The sequence below is a fragment of the Duodenibacillus massiliensis genome (genome assembly GCF_900128485.1).
Taxonomy (GTDB): Bacteria; Pseudomonadota; Gammaproteobacteria; order Burkholderiales; family Burkholderiaceae_F; genus Duodenibacillus; species Duodenibacillus massiliensis.
On the sequence record NZ_LT635861.1, the window covers coordinates 353,298 to 371,322 of the forward strand.

Genomic DNA, 18,025 nt, shown 5'->3' on the forward strand with positions numbered 1-18,025 from the left:
GATCGGTGCCGTCAGACTGAGATTTCAACAGAATTCAGCATTTTAGCGCTTACGGGTAAAATATCGGCCTTCAAAAAATTTTCCGCCGACGGATGTAAACCGTGACCGCAAAAAAACTCTATCTGCGCAGCTTCGGCTGCCAAATGAATGACTATGACTCCGCCCGTATCGTCGACCTGATGGCCAAAAACGGGTACGAGCGGGTGGCAGCGCCCGAAGAAGCCGATCTCGTTGTGATCGTGACCTGTTCGATTCGTGAAAAGGCTCAGGAAAAGACCTTCTCGGATCTCGGACGCATCCGCGAAATCAAGAAAAAGAATCCGGAGCTTCTCATCGCTGTGGGCGGCTGTGTGGCAAGCCAGGAAGGTGAAAATATCCTGAAGCGCTCCCCCTGGGTGGACGTTGTGTTCGGGCCGCAGACACTGCACCGGCTGCCGAAAATGATTGAAGAGCGCCTGAAAACCGGGCGCCCGCAAGTGGACATCACGTTTCCTGAAATTGAAAAGTTTGATTGTCTGCCTGCGCCCAAGAGCAACGGGCCCGCGGCCTTTGTTTCCATCATGGAAGGCTGCAGTAAGTACTGCTCTTACTGCGTGGTGCCTTATACGCGCGGCGAAGAAATCAGCCGTCCTCTGATGGACGTGCTTGTGGAATGCACGCTTCTTGCCGCACAGGGCGTGAAGGAAATCACGCTTCTCGGGCAAAATGTGAACGCGTACCGCGGGCGCGGCGCCGACGGCTCGGTTGTGGACTTTGCGCTGCTTCTGGAATATGTGAGCGAAATCGACGGAATTGAACGCATCCGCTACACCACGAGCCACCCGACGGAATTTTCCGACCGTCTGATTGAAGCCTACGGGCGGCTGCCCAAACTCGCCAACCACGTGCATCTGCCGGTTCAGAGCGGCTCAGACCGGATTCTGGAAGCCATGAAGCGCGGCTATACGCACGACTGGTATCTCAACCGCATTGCCAAACTCATGGCCGTGCGTCCGGGAATTTCCATTGCCACGGACTTCATTGTGGGATTCCCCGGCGAAACCGAGGAAGACTTCAACGAAACGATGCGCCTGATTGATGAGGTGGGCTTTGACGCGAGTTTCTCCTTTGTGTATTCCAAGCGTCCGGGAACGCCCGCGGCAGATCTGCCCGATGACACCCCTTACGAGGTGAAGTTAAAGCGTCTGCAGCATCTGCAGGCCGTCAACGACGCCCGCGCCACGGAAATTTCCAAGGCCATGCTCGGCAACATTGAGCGCTGCCTGGTAACGGGCCCGGCGAAAAAGGGTGAGGGGATGCTTTCGGCGAGAACCGACAACAACCGCGTCGTCACCTTCGAGGGCGGCCCGAGGCTTATCGGCCAGATGGTCAACATTGAAATCACGGATGTCTTCCCGCATACGCTGGGCGGACGTCTTGTCAAGTAAAGAGGCGTCATGCAGGAACTTCAGGAACAGGTTTTTTCTGCGGAACTCACTGCGGCTGAGCTCTCGCGCCTTGTGGGGCCGTTGGACGAGAATCTGCGGCAGATTGAAAACGCCTTCGGCGTGCAGGTGCTGCGCCGCGGGCACAACTTCCGGTTTGCGGGAGTGCAGGCCGCAGGTGCCGCGCAGGTCTTAAGACGCGCCGCGGCGTGCATTCAGGCCGGTGAAGATCTGACGGTTAACGACGTTCAGATGATGATCATCGCCGAGCAGCGGGGCGGAGAAACCGAAGACGATGAGGGCTTTACGCTCAGAACGCGCCGCTCGGGTTTGAGACCGAGAACTCCCAATCAAAAGGCCTATCTCAAAGCATTACTCGAAAGTGATGTGACCTTCGGTATCGGCCCGGCCGGAACCGGTAAGACGTACTTGGCGGTTGCGGCTGCCGTGGACGCGTTTGAGCGCGATGCCGTGGAGCGCATTGTTCTGACGCGCCCTGCGATTGAAGCCGGTGAGCGCCTCGGGTTTCTCCCGGGAGACCTCACGCAGAAGGTTGATCCCTATTTAAGACCGCTTTACGACGCGCTTTTTGATCTCTTCGGATTTGAAAAGACGCAGCGCCTCATTGAAAAACAGGTGATTGAAATTGCGCCTTTGGCGTATATGCGCGGCAGAACGCTCAATAACGCGTTTGTGATTCTTGATGAAGCCCAGAACACGACCGTCGAGCAGATGAAGATGTTTTTGACGCGTATCGGTTTTGGTACGCGTGCCGTCATCACCGGGGACGTCACGCAGGTGGACCTGCCGCGCGGCGTGAGAAGCGGGCTTGCGCATGCCTCGCGGGTTCTTGAGAATGTCCGCGGCATTGCCATGGTGCATTTTTCGGCGGCTGACGTTGTGCGCCATCCTCTCGTGGGCGCGATTGTGCGCGCCTATGACGCCTACGAAGCCCGTGAAAAGGAAGAGGAAAAGGTGCGGCGCGCTCAGTTAAAAGCGGAGGCGGAAAACTGATGGCAAGAGCAAAAAAGGCCGGAAAGGCCGTGGACGTTACTTTTGAGCGCACGGACGGCGCCAAAAAGCGCCTTCCGACACGCGCCGAGATGCGCGGCTGGATGCAGGCCGCAAGCTTCGTGCCTTTTGCCGGGTCGGTGCGCTTTGTGGGGCCCGAAGAAGGGCGGCTTCTCAATAAAACCTACCGCGGCAAGGACTACACCACAAACGTACTGACCTTTGACTATGCGCACAGCCCGACGGCCGAAGCCGATATTGTGATCGCCACGGACGTCATTGAACGGGAAGCGCGCGAGCAGAAAAAAAGTTTCCGCGAGCACCTGGCGCACATGCTCATTCACTCCGTGCTTCACGCACAGGGCTGGGATCATGAAACCGATGAAGAGGCCGAGGCGATGGAAGCGCTTGAAACCAAGATTCTGTCAGGCCTCGGGTTTGCCGATCCCTACAGTGATCCGGCCCGCGGCCACTAAAAGCGGACGCTCTTTGCTATGCTCAACATATGACGGCATAAAAACGCCGTGAAATCAGTTATTACCATCAAGAAAAAGTTGTATGCCCGACGAGCAACCACAAAAACAGACGAAAAAAAGCAACCGCGGATTTTTCAAACTGTTCCGCAGCCGTTTCAAGGACGAACCGCAGACGCGCGAGGAAATCGTGGCGCTTTTGCGCAGCTCTCTGAGAAAAGGACTTCTTGACGCCGATGCACTTGCGATGATGGAGGGGGCACTGCACGTTTCCGAACTCAGAGCCTCCGACCTGATGGTGCAGCGCGCTCAGATTGAGGCCGTTGATCTATCCGAGAAGAAGGAAAACTGGCTGCCCAAACTCATTGCCCGCGGACACTCACGCTTTCCGGTTGTCGACGGTGACCTCGACACCGTCAAAGGCATCATGCATGCCAAGGACCTTTTAAGGCTCCTACTGGATCCGGACTACGACCTCGCGAGCCATCTGCGTCCGGCCCGCTTTATTCCGGAGACGCTTCCCATCAATATTTTGCTCAGGGATTTCCGCGACAGCCGCAATCACCTGGCTCTGGTGATCGATGAGTTCGGTTCCGTCTCAGGGCTGATCACGATTGAAGACGTGATCGAGCAAGTCGTGGGGCAGATTAACGATGAATTTGACTCCGTGAGTTCCGACGTCGACAACATCGCGGTTGTGGATGCCGAGCACTGGCGCATTAAGGCGGGGACCCATCTGGAACAGTTCAACGCTTATTTCCAGTGCAACCTGCAGGATGACTACTGTGAGACGGTGGGCGGGCTTATCACCGACCGCTTTGAGCATGTGCCTCACAGAGGGGAAGTGATCGAAATTGAAGGGTTCCGCTTCCGTGTCTTAAAGGGCGATGAGCGTCAGGCCGCACTCTTTCTTGCGGAAAAAGTGGTGGCCGCGGAGAAGGCTGAAGCCAAGAGCCGGGAAGGTAACAGCTGATGGAGGCTTTAAAAGCCGGCGGGAAATTTTCTGCGGCAGCGCCGTTTGTGCGTGCCGCAGCCTGCGCTTTGTCGGGCGCTGTTGCGGTTTTGGGGTTTGCCCCCTTTAACTGGTGGCTTCCGACGCTGGTTGCCTTTGCGGCGCTTTTTTTCTGTATTGAAAAATCGGCCGGTGTTAAAGAGGCTTTTCTGGACGGCTGGTTCTGGGGGCTTGCATTTTTCACGCTGGGGTTAAGCTGGACGCACCGTTCGATGGCCGTTTTCGGCGGATTCGGCGATGTTTTGGCCGCGGCAGGCGTCTTTCTGATGGCCGCGGTTCTCGCGCTTACGGCTGCCGTTCCTTGTGCGGCAGCCAGGTTTTTCAAGGCACCGCAGGGGTTACGAAGTCTTTTGTATCTGCCGGTCTGTTGGGTGCTGTCTGAAATTATCCGTACGAATGTCTTCGGATTCGGGTGGCTTACGGCGGGCTATGCGTTTTTACCCACGCCGCTTGCGGGCTGGGCTCCGGCGGGCGGCGTGTTTCTCACGGCGCTGGCGGCACTTTTTGCCGCGGGCCTTGTTGCGGCAGCCACGCTCGGCATGAAGGGGGTTGCCGTCAAAACGGCGGGGGCGCTTTTGGCGGGCGTTGCCGTCGCGGGCGGTTTCGGACTTGAGGGCATCAGTTGGTTCACGCCGGGAAAAACGCTTGATGTGCGGCTTGTGCAGCCCGATCTTCCGATTGTGATGCGGGTAACGGCTTCCGAGCAGACTTCCCGTCTGGAGCGCGTCAAGGCCATGAGTCTTGCAAGTCCCTTAGGCGGCAAACTTGATCTTATTTTGTGGCCTGAGAGCGTTTATGCCGCGCTGTTAAATCGGCTTAAGACCGAAGAAGCGCTTCTGCCGGCTCGCGTTGCCCGTGCGCAGAAAACCACGGTTTTATTCAATGCGTTTGAAGAGCCCGCCCGCGGCGTTTATTTCAACAGCCTCTGGGCGGCAGATGAGGCAGGAAGCGAGGCGCCGGTTTACGCTAAACGCCATTTGGTGCCTTTCGGTGAATATGTGCCCTTCGGATTTCGCTGGTTCGTGGATGCGATGGGCATCCCCATGGCCGATCAGCGGCACGGTCTTGTGCCGGAAGAGGCGCTCAAGGCCTCAGGCATTGTCTACGCGCCGGCGGTTTGCTACGAAAATAACTTCGGCGGTGAACTGCGGGCTTTCTGGCAGAAGCGCGAAGTGCCTCAGCTTATTGTCGTCACGGCAAATCTGGGGTGGTTCGGTGATTGGGCGGCTGCGCAGTTCACGCAGATTTCTGCGATGCGGGCAAGGGAATTCGCCACGCCCCTTCTGCAGGTCGTCAATAACGGCAGCTCTGCGGTGATTGATTTCCGGGGAAGGCTTGAACGCTGGGCGGGGCCGGGCGCACAGAGTCTGGATGCACTGGTGACGGTTTCGCGCGGGAGCGTCACGCCTTATGCCCGGTTCGGGGATCTGCCGCTTGCAGTCCTTCTGACGCTTATCCTCGCGGTCATTGCTTTCTGTCATCTGCGCAGGAAGCGCCGGGAAAGCGCTCTCCGTTAGGTGCTTTCTGCGGGCACGGCGGGCAGGCAGAGCCCTTAATCTTGATGGGGTAAAATTCCTCACTTTCCGCCGTCGGTTTTCGTTAATTGCGGCTCACGGTTGTGTTTTGCGCTGCAACTGAGGCGGGTTGTATTCAGGTTCTAGATAGAAAAAATGATTACCTTTCAGGAAGTAATTCTGCGTCTGCAGCAGTATTGGAACAAGCAGGGCTGCGCTCTGCTTCAGCCGATCGACATCGAAGTCGGTGCCGGTACCTCTCATACAGCGACATTTCTGAGAGCGCTCGGACCTGAACCCTGGCGTGCCGCGTATGTGCAGCCGTCGCGCCGTCCCAAGGACGCCCGTTACGGCGAAAACCCCAACCGTCTGCACCAGCACCATCAGTATCAGGTGGTGTTAAAGCCCGCTCCCGTCAATATCGTTGATCTCTATCTGGATTCCCTCAGAGCGCTCGGCATCGATACGGAGGTCAACGACATCCGTTTCGTGGAAGACAACTGGGAAAACCCGACGCTCGGCGCCTGGGGCCTTGGCTGGGAAGTGTGGATGAACGGTATGGAAGTCACGCAGTTTACGTACTTCCAGCAGGTGGGCGGCCTTGAGTGTAAGCCCATCACCGGTGAAATCACCTACGGGCTTGAACGCCTGACGATGTATCTGCAGAACTGCGACAACGTCTTTGACCTGGTCTACACGAACTGGACCGACGGACTGGGCGAAGAGCACACGCTCACCTACGGCGACGTCTTCCATCAGAACGAAGTCGAGCAGAGTCACTACAACTTTGAAGCCAGTGACCCGGAAAAGCTCTTCAAGCAGTTTGATTACTTTGAAGGCGAAGCCAAGCGCCTGATGGAACTCAGGCTCGCGCTGCCGGCCTACGAAATGGTTCTTAAGGCCGGCCACACCTTCAACCTTCTTGACGCCCGCGGTGCCATCAGCGTCACCGAACGAGCCGCCTACATTTCGCGCATCCGCAAATTCAGCCGTGAAGTGGCGCAGAGCTACTACGAATCGCGTGAACGCCTGGGATTCCCCATGCTTAAGAACGCACATCACGCCTAAGGCGAAGACCGGATTAAACACAATTTGCGGATAAAGAATTCAAAATGACCAGTTTGTTAGTTGAACTTCAGACCGAAGAACTGCCCCCGAAGGCTTTAAAGAAACTTTCCGACGCGTTTGCCGAAGGTATTGCCAAGAGCCTCAGGGCCGCGCATTTTCTGACGGACGATTCCGTTGTGCACGCCTACGGTGCCCCGCGCCGCATGGCCGTTCACATCACCAACGTTCTTGAAAAGAGCCCGGACGAGGCCTTCCGTCAGAAGCTTGTGCCGGTGAAGGTCGGTATCGGTGCCGACGGTGAAGCCGCACCGGCCCTGGTGAAGAAAATGGCTGCGCTCGGCATTTCCTGCCCGGTTTCGGAGCTTAAGCGCGTGAGCGACGGCAAGACCGAACAGCTCTACTACGAAGGTGTGCGCGCCGGTCAGAGCCTTACGCACGGCCTGCAGCAGGCCCTCGAAGACAGCGTCAAGGCGCTGCCGATTCCGAAGGTCATGAATTATCAGTTGGCCGATGGTGTGACCACAGTGCAGTTCGTGCGCCCGGTGAAGCATCTCACGGCTCTTTACGGCAGCGACGTTGTCAACGTCACGATGTTCGGCCTTAAGGCAGGCCGCGTCACGATGGGGCACCGCTTTCATACGCATGCGCCGATTGAAATCACGTCGGCCGACAGTTACGCCGCTGAGCTTCTTGAAAGGGGCAAGGTTATTGCCGACTATGCCGAACGCCGTGCGCGCCTTGTGGAAGAACTCGGTAAGGCCGCCAAGCGCGAAGGCGGCACGCTCATTGCCCCTGAGGACCTTATCGATGAGACGAATTCGCTCACCGAGTGGCCTGTGATTTACGTCTCTGAATTTGAAGAGAAGTTTTTGGCCGTGCCCGAAGAATGCCTCATTCTGACGATGCAGACCAACCAGAAGTACTTCCCGATGCGCAGTGCCGACGGCAAACTCATGAATAAGTTCGCCCTGGTGTCGCACATTGAAGCCAAGGACGGCGGCAAAGCCATTGTTTCCGGTAACGCCCGTGTGGTGCGTGCACGTCTGGCTGACGCCGAGTTCTTCTACAACCAGGACTGCAAGGAAACGCTCGAAAGCCGCCTGCCCGGTCTGCAGCATGTTGTTTACCACAATAAGCTCGGCTCTCAGGCCGAACGGATGCTGCGCGTGAAGGCGCTTGCCGGCATGATTGCCAAGACAATCGGAGCCGATGTCACGCACGCAGAGCGCGCCGCCATGCTTGCCAAGGCGGATCTGCGCACCCTTATGGTGGGCGAATTCCCCGAGCTTCAGGGCATCATGGGTGAATACTATGCGCGCCACGACGGAGAGCCCGAAGACGTGGCTGTTGCCGTGCGTGAGCACTACGAACCGCGCTTTGCCGGCGACAAACTGCCCGAGAGCAAGGTGGCGCTTGCCGTTGCCCTGGCCGACAAGATGGAAACGCTTTGCGGCATGTTCGGTATCGGCCAGATGCCCACGGGTGAAAAGGATCCTTTCGCGCTGCGCCGTCATGCGCTCGGTGTGCTCAGGATGCTCATTGAAAAAGAACTCACCGTGAGCCTCACGACCCTTGTGAAGTACGGGTTTGAAGTCGAAACCGGTGTGGCAGGCGTTAAGGACGCGTCCGCAGAGCTTCTGAACTTCTTCCACGACCGTCTGCGCGTGATGATGCGCGATGCCGGTTACAGCGCTCAGGAAGTCGATTCTGTGCTGTGCGGCCGCCCGGCCGATCTTGCCGATATTCCGCAGCGTCTTGCCGCCGTGCGCCGCTTCCTGGAACTGCCTGAAGCCGAAAGCCTCACTGCAGCCAATAAGCGTATCGGCAACATTCTCAAAAAGATTGAGGGCGATGTTCCGACCGAAGTGGATCCGGCACTTTTTGCAGAACCGGCTGAAAAGGCGCTTTATGAAGCACTCTGCGATCATGAGCCGGTTGCGCAGGCGCTTTATGAAAAGGGCGAGTTCAGCGCGATGCTTGCCTCGCTTACGCCCTTGAAGACTCCGGTTGATGCGTTCTTTACCGATGTGATGGTCAACGCCGAGGATCCTGCGGTGCGCCGTAACCGTCAGGCGCTTTTAAACCGTCTGTCGACCCTGATGAACCGCGTGGCCGAACTCTCGCGCCTCGCACTCTGACGGAAGTTACGCCATGCGCGCCTTAAGGGGCTGGTGCTTTTACGTCGCTTTTTCGGTGACGCTCGTCCCAATCGCACTGGCCTGCGTCCTTTTGTGGCCGTTTGCAGGCGCGGCATGGCGCTATCAGAGAATCGTCAGACCCTGGTTGGGCCTGGTGATGGGGATGCTGAAGTTTTTCTGCGGCGTCACCTACGAAGTCCGGGGAGCGGAAAACATTCCGCTCACTTCCGGCCGTCCCGTTGTCGTTCTGAGCAAGCATTCTTCGGCTTGGGAAACGCTTTTTCTGCCGTACTACATTGACCACCGCATGGGCTTTGTCTACAAGGAGTCGCTGCACTGGATTCCTTTTCTGGGCTGGGCCTTAAAGTCAATGAACATGATTGCGATCAACCGCAGTAACGGCGCGGGCGCTTATGTGTCTTTCCTTAAAAAGGGCCTTCGGTTTGTGAAAAACGGCTGGTGGGTGACGCTTTTCCCGGAAGGAACGCGCGTCGCCTGGGGTGCCCGCGCGCGCTACAAGACGGGCGGCGCCCGTTTTGCCGTTGCCGCCAAAGCCCTGGTCCTGCCGGTGGCGCACGACGCCGGGCGCCTCTGGCCGCGAAACAGCATCGGTAAGACAAGCGGCACGATTCATGTGACCTTCGGACCGGTCATTGATGCGGGAGCGGCCGATTTTGAGACCGTCAACCGTGAGCTTGAAGACTGGATTGAGGGTGAGATCGCCCGTATGTCCGGGCCTGACGCCGGTGCCGCACCGGTCAGGAATCAATCCGTATGACAGCCGAAAACCGGCAGATACGGCTGCCGGAAACGAAAAAGGAACCGGCCTTTACGGTTTCCTACACCCTCATGCGGGAAGCCCGCCGCACACTGGCAGCGAAGCTCACCGAAGAAGGACTTGTCGTCAAAAGCCCGCTCAGAATGGCGCTTGCGGACATCGAAGCGTTTCTCATCAAAAACACCCGCTGGATACGTAAGCATCTTGCCGCGCAGAAAGCCCGGCAGGACGTGGCCTCTCTTGCACAGTTGCGGCACGGCGGGCGCTTTTTCTACCGAGGCCGCATGACCGGACTCATGCTCGGCGCAGAGAGGACCGTACTCATTGAACGCTGCGGGCAGCAGATTCTTTGTTTGTCAGCGGCCCGCGATGCAAGTCCCGCGGCAATCCGCGGGCATCTGCGGGGGTGGCTTGCCGCACAGGCAGCGCGCCTTTTTTCGGGGCGCGTGATGAGCAAAGCCGAAGCGTTCGGGCGAATTCCGTCTGCCGTGAGGCTTTCTGACGCCAAAACCAGCTGGGGAAGCTGTAAAAGCGACGGGACGATCCGGCTTTCCTGGCGGCTCATTGTTTTCCCTGATCCCGTCATTGACTACGTGATCTGTCATGAGCTTGCGCATCTGGCGCAGATGAATCATTCGGCGCGTTTTTGGACTGTGGTGGAGAGCTTAGACCCCGACTACAGGGCGCATGAGGCCTTTCTCAAGCAGTTCAACATCAGAATGTTTCCGCTATAGAGTGTCAGCAATAACGGCTCATTCGGGTTTTAACCGTAGGTGTGCTTTTGGTGTTGTGCTAAAGTGCGCGGTGTGAAAAGGTGGGAAAAAGTGGGTCGCCGATCCGGAAACGGCCGCCCGCGGGATTGTTTTTCTCTGCCTGACACTGCCGCAGGCCGCGGCATGGCCAACTTTGTGCATCAGGGGCACAGACGTGTTTCAGGGAACTTCTTTATTAACGCTCGACGCCAAGGGACGGATGACGATGCCGACACGGTACCGTACGACCCTGGTGGATTCCTGCGGCCCTGACGTCACCTTAACGCGCCACCCTGACGGTTGCGTTCTGATTTACCCCCGTGCCGTCTGGCTTGAAAAAAAGAAAGCACTCGCAGCGCTTCCCTCAAGCGCGCGGATGCTGCAGCGCTTTGTTCTCGGAAGCGCGGTTGACCTCAGTATCGACAGTGCCGGGCGCCTTCTGATTCCGTCGGAATTAAGGGTGCTTTGTTCGCTGGATAAAGACGTGGCGCTCGTCGGTCTCGGGGAACATTTCGAAGTCTGGAATGCCCCCAAGCTCACCGAGCTTGAAGCTGCGGCATCTCAGGAACTTGCTGCCGCCGTGGCGGATTTTCACTTCTGACGGAGGCGCTTGTGACAGATACAGCCGCTTCACTTCAGAAAGAAAAAGCCTTTGTGCATCTGTCGGTCTTGGCCGAAGCCGCGCCGCAGGCACTTCTGACCGATCCCGATGGCATCTACGTGGATGCGACCTTCGGCCGCGGCGGGCATTCCCGCCGGATTCTTGCGGCTTTAAGCCCGAAGGGCAGGCTCATCGCCTTTGACCGTGATCCTGAAGCGGTGAGGGCTGCTGCTTCAATCACTGATCCCCGTTTTACGATCATTCCGGCGCCGTTTTCAAGGATGCAGGCTGAGCTCAGTGCGCGAGATGTTACCTCGGTAACCGGCGTTCTTATGGACATCGGCGTGAGCAGTCCCCAGATTGATGATGCCGAGCGCGGCTTTTCCTTCCGTTTTGACGGGCCGCTTGACATGCGCATGGACACCGAGCACGGGATCACTGCGGCTCAGTGGCTTGCAAAAGCTCCGGCTGAGGATATCGAAAAGGTTTTGAAAATCTACGGCGAAGAGCGCATGGCAGGCCGTATTGCCCGCACGATCTGCGAAGTGAGAAAAACGGAGATCATCGACCGGACGGCGCAGCTTGCCCGCATTATTGCTTCGGCTGTGCCCCGCTCACGGCAGGACCCGCAGCAGCATCCGGCCACCCGGAGCTTTCAGGCGATCCGTATTTTTATTAACGGTGAACTCGATGAGCTTACGGCGGCGCTCGAAGAGGCAGGCGGACTGTTAAAGCCCGACGGAAAACTCTGCGTGATCAGTTTTCATTCGCTTGAAGACCGTATCGTGAAGCGCTTTTTTGAGGCAGGTGCCCATCCTGAACGTGCCGTGGACAGCCGCATCGCGCTCACAAGCGACATGCTGCCCGCGCCCCTGTGGCGCGATGTCACGCGGATTAAGCCTGATGCCGGCGAGTGTGAGGCCAACCCCAGAGCCCGCAGCGCCGTGATGCGCACGGGCGTACGTACCGCGGCGCCTTGGGTGCCCGGCGGCAAGGGGAGGCTCTGATGCGCTTTAACGTCGGCCGTCTTTCCGAGCCTTTCCTCTTTTTGGTGGCACTCGTTTCGGTGGTGGTTCTCTGGTCGAGTGCCTGTGCGCTCGTTTGGACACAGTACCGGGTGAGGCTGCTGTTCACGGAAATTGAACGCGCCAACGATATGGCGCGGCGTTTGTCGGATGACTCAAGCCAGCTCGCGCTTGACCTTTCCAAAGCCGCGCTGCCCGCGGCTGTGAGTGAAAAAGCCCGTCAGATGGGCTTTGCCCCCGCCGATCTTGCGGCGACGGTGCTTCTTGAGGTTTCTCCCGAAGAGCTCGCCCAGAGACACCTGGAGGTGCGCAAATGAGAATGCCCGTCTTTCTCATCGGCCTCTGGCAGGGGCTCTGCCGCAAGGTGCAGCTCATCTGGAAGGAAGACAATTCGCCCAAAAAGCAGCACCCCAACGGCGGTGAAGAGGCGATGCTTCTGGTGCCGATTTCGCCGGGACGAAGCAAACTGCTGTTTTTCCTCTTTTTCTGCGGTCTCACCGCTGTTGTCTGCAAGGCCTTCTGGCTGCAGTGCGGCATTGACACGGAGTTTTTGCAGAAGCAGGGTGAGGCGCGTTACGCCCGCACGCTTTCAGTGCCCGCGCAGCGCGGTCAGATTGTGGACCGTAACGGCGTGGTGCTTGCTTCCACGATTCCGGCAAGAAGCATCTGGGCCGTACCGGAAGAAGCCGCTGAAGCAAGCCGCACGCAGATCGGAAAACTCGCTGAACTCGTGGGGGAGGATGAAAAAGCCGTCTGGCAGAGAATCCACGAGCGCCGTAACCGCAGTTTCGTCTACATCAAGCGTCAGCTTGACGTGGAAACTGCGCAGGCGGTACGGGATCTGCAGATTCCGGGGATTTACATCAGTAACGAAATGCGCCGCAACTACCCGGACGGCGAAATCTCCGCGCATGTGGTGGGCTTTACCGATTCCGATAATAACGGCCGTGAAGGGGTGGAACTTGCCGACAACGATCAGCTTGCGGGCAAACCCGGTTCGCGCCGCGTGATCCGTGACCGCCTCGGGCGCATTGTTGAAGACGTCTGGGTGAAGGAAGCCAAGGCCGGAGCCGACGTGGTTCTTTCCATCGATTCCCGTCTGCAGTTTATTGCGCATAACGCACTTAAAAAAGCAATTGCCAAGCATGAGGCAAAGGCCGGTGCGGTGGTTGTGGTGGACGTGCACACGGGCGAAATTCTCGCAATGAGCAACTGGCCCACCTATGACCCCAACGTGCGCCGCACGCTTCGATTTGAAAACGTCCGCAACCGGGTGCTCACCGACACGTTTGAACCGGGATCGACGATGAAGCCGTTTGCGGTGGCCAAAGCGCTTGACCTCGGGATAGTGAGGCCCGATACGCTGGTGCAGACTGCGCCCGGAAAGCTCACGATCGGCGACAGAACGATCGGCGACACACATAACTACGGCATGATCACCGTGAGTCAGGTGGTCTCAAAGTCAAGCAACATCGGCACGAGCAAAATCGCGCTTGAAATGACGCCGCAGACGTTGTGGCAGACCTATGAGGAGCTCGGGTTCGGGCGCTCTCCGAGAATCGGTTTTCCCGGCGCCGTCTCAGGGCGTCTGAGGCCCGCGGCCTCGTGGCGTCCGATTGAGCAGGCCACCATTTCCTACGGACACGGTATTTCGGTGTCGCTGATGCAGCTTGTGCGCGCCTATACGGCGCTCGCCCGAAACGGCGACGTGATCGATCTCACGTTCCGGCGCACCAACCGTGAAGCCCAGGGCATTCAGGTGTTTCGCCCGGAAGTGGCCCGCCAGATGCGCTCCATGATGATGGGAACGGTCACTGCGGGCGGCACGGCCCGGCGCGTGAGCGTGGAAGGGTATACGGTCGCGGGTAAAACCGGAACCGCCAATAAGATTGAAAACGGTGAGTACGTCAGTAAATACGTGGCCAGTTTTGTGGGCATGGCGCCCGCAGGGCAGCCCCGTATTATCGTGGCCGTCATGATTGACGAGCCCACCAAGGGCAGCTACTTCGGCGGCACGGTCGCCGGTCCCGTCTTTAACGACGTGGCCGCGGGCGCGCTGCGGCTGATCGGCGTACACCCCGATGATCCGACCGCGGTGAGCGGTTCCGGAATTTTTGTGAAAGGATTGCGAAATGACTGAGCAGGCAGACCGGACCCGCGATGCCGTTCTGACCTGGCTTAAGGCCAGAACAAAACCGGGCGCGCATCTTTGCATCGATTCCCGCAATATCCGGCCCGGGGACGTTTTTGTGGCGCTGAAGGGTGAACACACCGACGGCCTTTCATGGGCGCCGGTGGCGGTTGCCCGCGGGGCCGCTGCCGTTCTCACGGAAGAACGGGAAGGGGAAAAACGGCCGGTGCTGCAGGTGCCGGTTCTGGCGGTGCGTGAGCTTAAAAAACGGCTGGGAGAAATCGCCTCGGACTTTTTCGGCAGGCCGTCTGAGCACATGATGGGTACCGCCGTCACGGGTACCAACGGTAAGACAAGCATCAGTCACTGGACGGCGCGGCTTTTATCAGCGCTGCATCACCCCTGCGCAGCCGTGGGCACGATGGGGTGCTTTTATATGGGTGAGAAAATCCCGTCGCCGGCGCTCACGACGCCGGACGCAGCCAGTACCCAGGATCTCTTCAGTAACCTTTACGGCAGGGGCTGTCAGGCGTTTTGTATTGAAGCGAGTTCCATCGGCCTTGTGCAGGGCCGTCTTGACGGAACGGCTTTTCATACGGCGGCCTTCACCAACCTCACGCGGGATCATCTCGATTATCACGGCTCGATGCAGGCCTATGAAGAAGCCAAGGCTCTGCTTTTTGACTGGCCGGGCCTGAAATGCGCGGTCATCAATGCCGACGATGCCGCAGGGCGCCGGTTGATTGAAAAGACGCTCGCGCGCGGCGTGCGCACGATTGCCTGCACGCTTGATGCGGCACTTCAGATTGAAGGCTGCGAAATGTTGGCGGCCGGAAACATCCGTGCGGCGCATGCCGGTACCGCTTTTGACGCTCTCTGGCGGGGTGAACGCTTTGAAATTGAAGCAGCCGTGCTCGGGCGCTTTAATGTCTCGAACCTTCTTGAGACGGCGGGTATTGTTCTGAGCCTCGGCATTCCTGCCCGGGCCGTTTTCGGAAAACTTACGGAACTCACACCCCCTGCGGGACGCCTTCAGACTGTGACAAGCGAAGGCGCGCCGCTTGCGGTGGTTGACTACGCTCATACGCCGGATGCCCTCGAAAAGGTTCTCACGGCTTTGCGTGAAACGGCCGAGCACAGAGGCGGCAGGCTTTGGTGTGTTTTCGGCGCGGGCGGCGACCGTGATCCGGGCAAGCGCCCGATCATGGGGCGCGTTGCGGCGGAGCTTGCCGACGTCGCGGTGGTCACAAGCGACAATCCGAGAACCGAAGAGCCTGCCGTGATTGCGCAGGCTGTGGCCGAGGGCGCAGCGCCTGCCCGGGACCGCCGGGTCGTGCTTGACCGGCGCGAAGCGATAGTCTCGGCTGTTACTGAGGCGGCTGCGGCCGACGTGGTGCTCATTGCCGGCAAGGGCCATGAGGATTATCAGGAAATTCAGGGCGTCAAACACCATTTCAGCGATGTTGAGGTGGTGCGGGAAGCATTTAACGAACGCCGTACGCGCGTCGGGGGAAAATCAGCATGAAACAGGCGCAGACGGGGTGGACTTTTCACGCGTTGTTAAACGCACTGGGGCCGCTTGTAAAGGATGTGGACGGACAGACGGGGGCTGAACTCGGTGAGATCAGCACCGACAGCCGCACCATCACATCGGGCTCGGTTTTTGTCGCCCTCAAGGGCCCCAATTTTGACGGACACGACTACGCCGTTGCCGCCAAAGACCGCGGTGCCGGCGTGCTCATCGTCGAGCGTAACGTCGGTACCGGCGCGTCCTGCCCGCAGATCATTGTGACCGACACCGTGGAAGCCTACGGTGCACTGGCGCGGGCCTGGCGCGCGCAGTTTTCGATTCCGCTCATCTGTGTCGTGGGGTCCAACGGTAAGACCACCACCACGCAGATGATTGCCTCCATTCTGAGGCAGGCCTGCGGCGAAGAGGCGATGCTTGCCACGGAAGGCAACTTCAATAACGCCGTGGGCGTACCCCGCATGCTTTTGAAACTCACACCGCGCACGAAGGCGGCGGTGATTGAGGCCGGTATCAGCCACCCGGGTGAAATGGCGCAGTTAATCAGCTGGATTCGTCCGACAGTGGTGGTGATCACAAACGCCCAGCGCGAACACCAGGAATTTTTAAAGGGCGTTGAAGCGAGTGCCCGTGAAAACGCGATGGCGCTGGTGAGCCTCTCTGCCAAGGGGACGGCAGTGCTTCCGGCCGACGATGCCTGTCTGCCCGTGTGGCTTGAGTTTGCCCGTGCCCGCGGCTGCAAGGTTGCGACCTATGCCGCCGGCGACACCGATTTTGCCGTGGATCTCAGAGCCACGGAAGCAATGGGCACGGTCACGATGGCGTTTGGCTCGGAAACCCTCAGACTCGAACTCAAAATGGCCGGACGCCATGCTGTGCATGATGCGGCTGCGGCCGCTGCGGCTGCGGTGGCCGTGGGCGTCAATTCCCGCGCGGTGGAGGCGGGCTTAAGAAGTTTTGAGCCCGTGGAAGGCCGCGGGCGGCGCCACGTGCTCAGAAACGGCACGGTCATCATCGATGACGCGTATAACGCCAATCCCGACAGTATGCGCGCCGCCGTTGATATGCTGAGCCGCCTCTCCGGGCCCCGCATCTTTGTGGCGGGGGATATGGCCGAGACCGGCGGCGAAAACGTCGAAAGCTATCACCGTGAAATCGGGCAGTATGCCCGTGAGCACGGCGTGGACCGGTTCCTCGCCGTGGGTGAGGCAATGAAAAGCGCCGTTGAGGCTTTCGGCGCCGGTGCGCGGCACTTTGCAAGCCGCGATGAGCTGACGGCAGCGGCCATGGAAACGGCCAAGACGCCCTGCACGATGCTTTTGAAGGCTTCCAACAGTATGGGTCTGCAGCACGTGGTGCGCGACATCGTCTCCGAACTCGGCATTACGGATAAATAAACAAGAAGAAAAACAATGCTTCTTTATCTTTTTCAAAGGCTTGCGGAAGATATTCCGGCCTTCAGCGTCTTTAACTATCTTTCCTTAAGAGCAGTGCTTGCCGCGCTCACGGCTCTGGCAATCGGTTTTGCGGCCGGGCCCTGGGTGATCCGTGAACTCAAAAAACTCAAGATCGGTCAGGCCGTGAGAAACTGCGGGCCCAAAACGCATCTGGTGAAGGACGGAACGCCCACGATGGGGGGCTCTCTCATTTTGGTGGCAATCGGGCTTTCGACACTTTTGTGGATGGACCTCTCCAACCGTTTTGTCTGGGCCGTTCTTTTTGTGACGCTCGGATACGGCGCAATCGGCTGGGTCGATGACTACAGAAAGGTTGTGCATCACAACCCGCAGGGGATGAGTGCCCGCGAAAAGTTCAGCTGGCAGAGTCTCATCGGTATTGTGACGGCGGTCTACCTTGCTTTTGCCGTTTCCATGCCCACCGACACGCATGTCTGGGCAACGGTGATGCACTGGGTGGAAAACGGGTTTGCGCTCTCGGAACCGGGTAAGCTCGAACTCACCATTCCCTTCTTTAAGCAGGTGAGTTTTCCCTTCGGTGTCTGGGGCTTTCTGCTTCTCACCTACATCGTGATTGTGGGTACTTCCAACGCCGTCAATCTCACCGACGGCCTCGACGGCCTGGCGATTCTCCCGTGCGTGATGGTGGGCTCGGCCCTCGGAATCTTTGCCTACGTTGTGGGCCGCCCTGACTACGCGTCCTACCTTTATTTTTCCTATATTCCCGGGGCCGGAGAGCTTGTGGTCGTGTGCGCCGCGATGGCGGGCGCGGGCCTTGCTTTCCTTTGGTTTAACGCCTACCCTGCGCAGGTCTTTATGGGTGACGTCGGGGCGCTGGCTCTCGGCGGCGCCTTAGGCACCATCGCCGTTATTGTGCGGCAGGAAATCGTGCTCGCCATCATGGGCGGGATTTTTGTGGTGGAAACGCTCTCGGTGATGATTCAGACGGTCTACTTCCGGCTCTCTCACGGTAAGCGCGTTTTCCTGATGGCGCCGATTCACCATCACTTTGAACTCAAGGGCTGGAAGGAGACGCAGGTAGTGGTGCGCTTCTGGATCATCACCTTCATTCTGGTGCTGATCGGTCTTGCAACACTGAAGATCCGTTGAGTC

The 18,025-nt window shown here is 58.5% G+C and carries 16 protein-coding genes; all 16 read left to right on the forward strand.

From position 1 onward, the window contains the following. The first annotated feature begins 101 nt into the window (after nucleotides 1-101). The 16 genes from miaB (at nucleotide 102) to mraY (ending at nucleotide 18,022) form a co-directional block, all read left to right on the forward strand. Nucleotides 102-1,427 (forward strand): tRNA (N6-isopentenyl adenosine(37)-C2)-methylthiotransferase MiaB, encoded by a 1,326-nt coding sequence (gene miaB, locus BQ7486_RS09085; RefSeq protein WP_074009781.1) that lies wholly within the window; start codon nucleotides 102-104, stop codon nucleotides 1,425-1,427. Nucleotides 1,428-1,436: 9 nt separating this feature from the next. Continuing rightward, a complete protein-coding gene (locus BQ7486_RS09090) occupies nucleotides 1,437-2,438 on the forward strand; it encodes a PhoH family protein (protein WP_074009782.1) in 1,002 nt (333 codons plus the stop codon). Beyond that, nucleotides 2,438-2,911 carry an rRNA maturation RNase YbeY gene (ybeY, locus tag BQ7486_RS09095; protein ID WP_022373867.1) on the forward strand — a complete coding sequence of 158 codons (474 nt, stop codon included), beginning with the start codon at nucleotides 2,438-2,440 and terminating at the stop codon, nucleotides 2,909-2,911. Before BQ7486_RS09090 ends, ybeY begins: the two co-directional genes overlap by 1 nt. Before the next feature lie 82 nt (nucleotides 2,912-2,993). Further along, nucleotides 2,994-3,881 carry an HlyC/CorC family transporter gene (locus tag BQ7486_RS09100; protein ID WP_022373866.1) on the forward strand — a complete coding sequence of 296 codons (888 nt, stop codon included), beginning with the start codon at nucleotides 2,994-2,996 and terminating at the stop codon, nucleotides 3,879-3,881. After that, nucleotides 3,881-5,437 carry an apolipoprotein N-acyltransferase gene (gene lnt, locus BQ7486_RS09105; protein ID WP_074009783.1) on the forward strand — a complete coding sequence of 519 codons (1,557 nt, stop codon included), beginning with the start codon at nucleotides 3,881-3,883 and terminating at the stop codon, nucleotides 5,435-5,437. Before BQ7486_RS09100 ends, lnt begins: the two co-directional genes overlap by 1 nt. A 153-nt stretch (nucleotides 5,438-5,590) precedes the next feature. After that, nucleotides 5,591-6,502: a glycine--tRNA ligase subunit alpha gene (glyQ, locus tag BQ7486_RS09110; RefSeq protein WP_022373864.1), complete on the forward strand. Its 912-nt coding sequence runs from the start codon at nucleotides 5,591-5,593 to the stop codon at nucleotides 6,500-6,502. Nucleotides 6,503-6,546: 44 nt separating this feature from the next. Then, entirely contained in the window at nucleotides 6,547-8,640 is a 2,094-nt protein-coding gene (glyS, locus tag BQ7486_RS09115) for a glycine--tRNA ligase subunit beta (RefSeq protein ID WP_074009784.1), read from the forward strand. Between the two features lie 13 nt (nucleotides 8,641-8,653). Next, nucleotides 8,654-9,418, forward strand: coding sequence for a lysophospholipid acyltransferase family protein (locus BQ7486_RS09120; RefSeq protein WP_074009785.1), 765 nt, complete (start codon nucleotides 8,654-8,656; stop codon nucleotides 9,416-9,418). After that, the gene (locus tag BQ7486_RS09125; RefSeq protein WP_074009786.1) at nucleotides 9,415-10,152 is read left to right on the forward strand and encodes a M48 family metallopeptidase; all 738 of its coding nucleotides are present in this window, start codon (nucleotides 9,415-9,417) and stop codon (nucleotides 10,150-10,152) included. Before BQ7486_RS09120 ends, BQ7486_RS09125 begins: the two co-directional genes overlap by 4 nt. A 193-nt stretch (nucleotides 10,153-10,345) precedes the next feature. Next, nucleotides 10,346-10,771 (forward strand): division/cell wall cluster transcriptional repressor MraZ, encoded by a 426-nt coding sequence (gene mraZ / locus BQ7486_RS09130; protein WP_074009787.1) that lies wholly within the window; start codon nucleotides 10,346-10,348, stop codon nucleotides 10,769-10,771. An 11-nt stretch (nucleotides 10,772-10,782) separates the two neighbouring features. Next, nucleotides 10,783-11,778, forward strand: coding sequence for a 16S rRNA (cytosine(1402)-N(4))-methyltransferase RsmH (gene rsmH, locus BQ7486_RS09135; RefSeq protein ID WP_022373859.1), 996 nt, complete (start codon nucleotides 10,783-10,785; stop codon nucleotides 11,776-11,778). Further along, complete coding sequence (locus tag BQ7486_RS09140) at nucleotides 11,778-12,113, forward strand: cell division protein FtsL (protein WP_022373858.1); 336 nt, start codon at nucleotides 11,778-11,780, stop codon at nucleotides 12,111-12,113. Before rsmH ends, BQ7486_RS09140 begins: the two co-directional genes overlap by 1 nt. 2 nt (nucleotides 12,114-12,115) lie before the next feature. Continuing rightward, nucleotides 12,116-13,936, forward strand: a complete 1,821-nt coding sequence (locus BQ7486_RS09145) for a peptidoglycan D,D-transpeptidase FtsI family protein (protein ID WP_074009788.1) — start codon at nucleotides 12,116-12,118, stop codon at nucleotides 13,934-13,936. Continuing rightward, on the forward strand, nucleotides 13,929-15,452 hold the full coding sequence (locus BQ7486_RS09150) for a UDP-N-acetylmuramoyl-L-alanyl-D-glutamate--2,6-diaminopimelate ligase (protein ID WP_074009789.1): 1,524 nt from the start codon (nucleotides 13,929-13,931) through the stop codon (nucleotides 15,450-15,452). Before BQ7486_RS09145 ends, BQ7486_RS09150 begins: the two co-directional genes overlap by 8 nt. After that, nucleotides 15,449-16,852, forward strand: a complete 1,404-nt coding sequence (locus BQ7486_RS09155; protein WP_074009790.1) for a UDP-N-acetylmuramoyl-tripeptide--D-alanyl-D-alanine ligase — start codon at nucleotides 15,449-15,451, stop codon at nucleotides 16,850-16,852. The genes BQ7486_RS09150 and BQ7486_RS09155 overlap by 4 nt, the downstream gene beginning before the upstream one ends. Before the next feature lie 15 nt (nucleotides 16,853-16,867). Then, nucleotides 16,868-18,022, forward strand: coding sequence for a phospho-N-acetylmuramoyl-pentapeptide-transferase (gene mraY / locus BQ7486_RS09160; protein ID WP_074009791.1), 1,155 nt, complete (start codon nucleotides 16,868-16,870; stop codon nucleotides 18,020-18,022). Nucleotides 18,023-18,025 lie beyond the last annotated feature (3 nt).

Excerpts from the sequence above, each read along its gene's own strand:
- lnt (WP_074009783.1), top strand. The coding sequence starts at position 3,881 with ATGGAGGCTTTAAAAGCCGGCGGGAAATTTTCTGCGGCAGCGCCGTTT.
- BQ7486_RS09140 (WP_022373858.1), top strand. The coding sequence starts at position 11,778 with ATGCGCTTTAACGTCGGCCGTCTTTCCGAGCCTTTCCTCTTTTTGGTG.
- BQ7486_RS09100 (WP_022373866.1), top strand. The coding sequence starts at position 2,994 with ATGCCCGACGAGCAACCACAAAAACAGACGAAAAAAAGCAACCGCGGA.
- BQ7486_RS09150 (WP_074009789.1), top strand. The coding sequence starts at position 13,929 with ATGACTGAGCAGGCAGACCGGACCCGCGATGCCGTTCTGACCTGGCTT.
- glyS (WP_074009784.1), top strand. The coding sequence starts at position 6,547 with ATGACCAGTTTGTTAGTTGAACTTCAGACCGAAGAACTGCCCCCGAAG.
- BQ7486_RS09145 (WP_074009788.1), top strand. The coding sequence starts at position 12,116 with ATGCCCGTCTTTCTCATCGGCCTCTGGCAGGGGCTCTGCCGCAAGGTG.
- glyQ (WP_022373864.1), top strand. The coding sequence starts at position 5,591 with ATGATTACCTTTCAGGAAGTAATTCTGCGTCTGCAGCAGTATTGGAAC.
- BQ7486_RS09120 (WP_074009785.1), top strand. The coding sequence starts at position 8,654 with ATGCGCGCCTTAAGGGGCTGGTGCTTTTACGTCGCTTTTTCGGTGACG.
- mraY (WP_074009791.1), top strand. The coding sequence starts at position 16,868 with ATGCTTCTTTATCTTTTTCAAAGGCTTGCGGAAGATATTCCGGCCTTC.
- BQ7486_RS09155 (WP_074009790.1), top strand. The coding sequence starts at position 15,449 with ATGAAACAGGCGCAGACGGGGTGGACTTTTCACGCGTTGTTAAACGCA.
- BQ7486_RS09125 (WP_074009786.1), top strand. The coding sequence starts at position 9,415 with ATGACAGCCGAAAACCGGCAGATACGGCTGCCGGAAACGAAAAAGGAA.
- BQ7486_RS09090 (WP_074009782.1), top strand. The coding sequence starts at position 1,437 with ATGCAGGAACTTCAGGAACAGGTTTTTTCTGCGGAACTCACTGCGGCT.
- ybeY (WP_022373867.1), top strand. The coding sequence starts at position 2,438 with ATGGCAAGAGCAAAAAAGGCCGGAAAGGCCGTGGACGTTACTTTTGAG.